Annotated in this window: 3 protein-coding genes and 1 pseudogene; 1 reads left to right on the top strand and 3 read right to left on the bottom strand. The window is 50.5% G+C overall.

Going from position 1 to position 3349, the window contains the following annotated elements; genetic code table 11:
* The 3 genes and pseudogenes from AAH187_RS19025 to AAH187_RS19035 form a co-directional block, all read right to left on the bottom strand.
* Positions 1-601, bottom strand: a 601-nt coding sequence (locus AAH187_RS19025; protein ID WP_342350068.1) for a hypothetical protein, incomplete at its 3' end; no start/stop codon positions are given.
* A gap of 464 nt (positions 602-1065) precedes the next feature.
* Positions 1066-1497, bottom strand: a complete 432-nt coding sequence (locus AAH187_RS19030) for a hypothetical protein (RefSeq protein ID WP_342350069.1) — start codon at positions 1495-1497, stop codon at positions 1066-1068.
* A gap of 310 nt (positions 1498-1807) precedes the next feature.
* Positions 1808-2380, bottom strand: a pseudogene (locus tag AAH187_RS19035) (ArdC-like ssDNA-binding domain-containing protein).
* 399 nt (positions 2381-2779) lie between these two features.
* Here AAH187_RS19035 and AAH187_RS19040 point away from each other — a divergent pair.
* Positions 2780-3085 (top strand): HigA family addiction module antitoxin, encoded by a 306-nt coding sequence (locus AAH187_RS19040; RefSeq protein ID WP_342350070.1) that lies wholly within the window; start codon positions 2780-2782, stop codon positions 3083-3085.
* The last annotated feature ends 264 nt before the right edge of the window (positions 3086-3349 follow it).

Consider the following 3349-nt stretch of genomic DNA (forward strand, 5'->3'; position numbering starts at 1 on the left):
ACAACTCGGTCCGGCCATTCATCGCAAATTGATAACGGCCCTCAGCGAACGTGTTGAAAAAGCTCACATACCCTTTCGTATTAAAAAACAGGGGCGAAACCGCAGTGGCATAGTCGGAACCAAACCGATTGTGTTCGCCAATCGCATTGACATCTTGAACCAAACCCCGCAAATCCGGGCTTTTTTGATTGTAGGGCTCGGTGGTTTGTTTCACGCCAAACATATGTCCGCCGAGGTCTTCCATGAAAATAGTGACATGGGAAAACCAGTCAGCATCACTGGAGAAATGCAGCCCTGCCTGATCGGCTTCAATATCAATGATAACTTTTGAATCCTTCATGGATTCGATCTCTTCCTCGTTCGCCACATCACGGTACGTCAGGTGCAAACGATAAAAACTGTTACTTTTCCTGTTGAGCTGGACATCCTCCCAGTGGTGAAAATCCAGCATGATATCCTGAATCACCATGATGGGTTGTTGATCCCGAAACACCACCAAGGTGTTGTCCTTTTGTTCAATCGTCAACGGTATCGGGCCGGCAGCACATGCCAGGTTGCCAAGCAATATGGCAAACAGGAAAATTTGAAGAAATTTCAACATTACTCTCCCGAAAAATTTCGACCACCGCTCCCAATGCATTTTCGGTATCCAATTACAGCAACCTTAACGACTTGGCTTTAAAACCCACTATCGGCAGAGGAAATACAGGAAAACGAAGAAATATCCTAGGGAGGAAATGTTGAAAACGTCCTTCCTCTGATTCAGTGTTTTGGGAGGACGAACTCGAACGTTCGCCCGCAAAACTGGACCAACGAGAACTGGAAAACCCTACGTACCAACTGTCCGCTTGACGGGGAAATTTACACCTGACTGATGTGAATGGTGAGAACACAACAAGCGAAGAAAGACGTTCTTCAAAGCCCTGCCATAACCACTATGCGGAACACCAAAATAAAGTCTACAAAGGAGGTAACCTTCAGACCTTACAATGGAAGTTCCTTTGTAGAGAAGACAGGGAACATGGTACGGAGCGGCGTGAAAAGTCTGGAAAAAGAGGGTGAAGGTCAAAGCGGAAAATAAAAGGGAGGCGTGATGCTGGTGTCAAAGTCAGAAGGATGTTCCTGGGACGGCTGACCGGCATAGCGCAAATTGATGCGTTCTTTGCGATGGGTGGTTTCCAGCTCCCGGAGTTCTTCTTCCAGGACCTTGAGCTTTCTGGCATATTGAGCCTGACAGACCGAGATGGCGGCTCTTTTCCAGGTCAGTAAGTGGATATCTTCGATGATATTGTTCACGTATTCCCAGAAGCGTTTTTCTTCCCTATACCGGCCTGCGCGGGTGATCTCCCGGTTAAAGGCGCTTTTCCGCACCTGCCTGCGAACCTCTTCACATTGCTTTTGAAAATTGGCGTTGAGCAGTTCCAGAGCGTAGAGCAACTCACCCCGCTCATCGCGTTGGCGAGTGAGAAGATGGCGTTTTTTGGAATCCAGTTCCACAAAGGCACCCTGAAACGAAGACCTAAGACAGGATGAGAAGTCTAGCAAAATTCTTCAAAAAATCCATGTACAGATTAAAGTATGTCGCCTCGTCAGTCCCACAAGATATAGGAATGCCCAAGCTGGATTCTTTGTTCTGCAGGAACATAAAAACCCCTAACCACCGATGACGATCAGGGGTTAGAGGGAAGCGGAAGACAGGCCGCCATCAGGCGGCCTCCTAATGTGCGGATAGGCCTTCAATCTGCTCAACGTTAAATACGTTGTAGCCGTTCATGAAGTGTATTGCACGCTCCGAATCATCCCCGGTTTACTCATCGGTCTCCTTGCAGGTGATGGAATTGGCGAATACGACCAGAGAGCCTTTTTCGCCTTTGCGCACATGCCCGCCCAACTTCATGGATTGGCGAAACGTCATCCAGATCGGGGCGGCTAAGCCTCCGGCCATCGCAGAGGATCAAAGCATCAGGATATGGATACCGGAATAAGGCGTGCCGTTGTGACGCAAGGGCCGGGTAATCTTTCCGGCGGCTGGTTCAGCGTTCCACGGTTTGGCCCATGGCCGGACGCCTTGCTTAAGATCAGCAACAATGCGCTCCGGGACGCGGGTGTAAATGTCCTGGCGGGATGTTTCTCTCTTGTGGGTGTTGTGGTTGGTGGTGCAGGTTTTCACCTTGTCCTCCTTTTTGAAGTTGGTGTTTGCTCTCTCACGAGGAGCGGAGAGCAAAACCAACCCGAAGGAAAAAGGAGGATGGCGCGAAACGGATATCGAGCGTGCTGCAGGGACCGGATTGCACAGGATTACCCGTGACAGCAGAGCCTTGGCGATAGCGCGGCCTGTGGGGGACCGAAGGTTTATAAAAGCCCGGTAGCCGTCGCACACGCAAACTTGCGACCCTCAACGGCTTACAAGGGATTAAGAAGGCGGATATCCGAGCTGAAACGGTGACAAAAAGCTTGCGATATGCACGGCTACACCGCACAATAAAAGGAGATGATTATCCGACCCGTTCGACACCGGGGTTTGAAGCGCCTCATAGGAGAGAATCAGACCAGAGGCTTGCGCCAGACCTGGTGAGCCGGATACGGAATGTCTTGACTGAGCTCATCCTGGCGGAAGATATGGGCGGGTTTCGAAATTCGGCTCTCCTGGATGGCGGGTGCATCAGCTCTCGGGGGATCGGAAGGATACATGGAGCGTGTCCGCGTCAGGGAACTCGCGGATCACATTTGAGGAAGAAGACGGGTATTTAGATTTATTAGATTTGGAGGACTATCACTGATGGCAAAGAAAGGGATCAAAATCGGGATGAAGCCTGCCCATCCGGGGGCCTTTATCAAGACCGAAGTCATTGACGAGTTGGGCTTGAGCGTAACCAAAGCCGCCGAAGTGCTGGGCGTGCGCCGGGCGACGTTGTCGGACTTGCTGAATGAAAAATCGTCGCTCACGCCGGAAATGGCACTGCGGTTAGAAAAAGCGTTTCAGCTTAGCATGGATATGCTGCTGAGGATGCAGGCCTGGTTCGACGCCACAGAGATGAGAAAGCACGCGGGGAAGATCAAGATCGCGCCCTATGTGCCTGCGTGAAAATCAAGGATTGTTTTCGGAAGTAATTTTATTACATCATCCAGCGACCGCTTTCGGCCATGAACGGAAATCCAGACTAGGTAGCCTGACCGTTTCTTAGTCGTCCTTCGCAGCCATTCGTAAGTTTCCCGTAGATAAGACTGCGAAGGCCGGGCCTGCGCTTTTATTAAAGCTTAGTTATGGCCTCTCAGCCGCCTTTAGCCAATCATTGATGGAATTTACCCCCAATGACAACAGCAAATCTTGGACTGATACCACACGTTC

It is taken from the genome of uncultured Nitrospira sp. (assembly GCA_902500695.1).
Taxonomy (GTDB): Bacteria; Nitrospirota; Nitrospiria; order Nitrospirales; family UBA8639; genus Nitrospira_E.

Excerpts from the sequence above, each read along its gene's own strand:
- AAH187_RS19040 (WP_342350070.1), top strand. The coding sequence starts at position 2,780 with ATGGCAAAGAAAGGGATCAAAATCGGGATGAAGCCTGCCCATCCGGGG.